Genomic DNA, 359 nt, shown 5'->3' on the forward strand with positions numbered 1-359 from the left:
ATGCATGGCGAGGCGGCCCGCCACCAGGCTCGTCTGGTAGAGTGCGCGGGGATCCAAAGCGGCGCTAAAGCATTCTGGAGCGCTATCGATGCGATCTTCGCTCAGTCCGCCGGCAACGGGGGCGGGCTGCCTGGCGGCACATTGGACTTTCCTGAACTGGACCAGGCTCGACTGGAGAAATGTGCGAAAGACATGGACCTGGAGGACCAGTTGATCAAGACGGACATCGACACTGCAGGGTCGATGGGCATTACAGCGACCCCGACCCTGATCATCCGAGACAACCAGACGGGACAAAGCGTGAAGCTGGAGGGCATGGCCGACGAGACCACGTTGCTGTCGGCGATAGACTGGCTAGC

At 61.3% G+C, this 359-nt stretch carries 1 protein-coding gene; it reads left to right on the forward strand.

Going from position 1 to position 359, the window contains the following annotated elements; translation table 11 throughout:
* On the forward strand, positions 1 to 359 hold a 359-nt coding region (locus HMPREF2924_RS01720), incomplete at both ends, for a DsbA family protein (protein WP_168172947.1).

The organism is Pseudomonas sp. HMSC063H08 (assembly GCF_001813645.1).
GTDB lineage: Bacteria > Pseudomonadota > Gammaproteobacteria > Pseudomonadales > Pseudomonadaceae > Pseudomonas > Pseudomonas aeruginosa.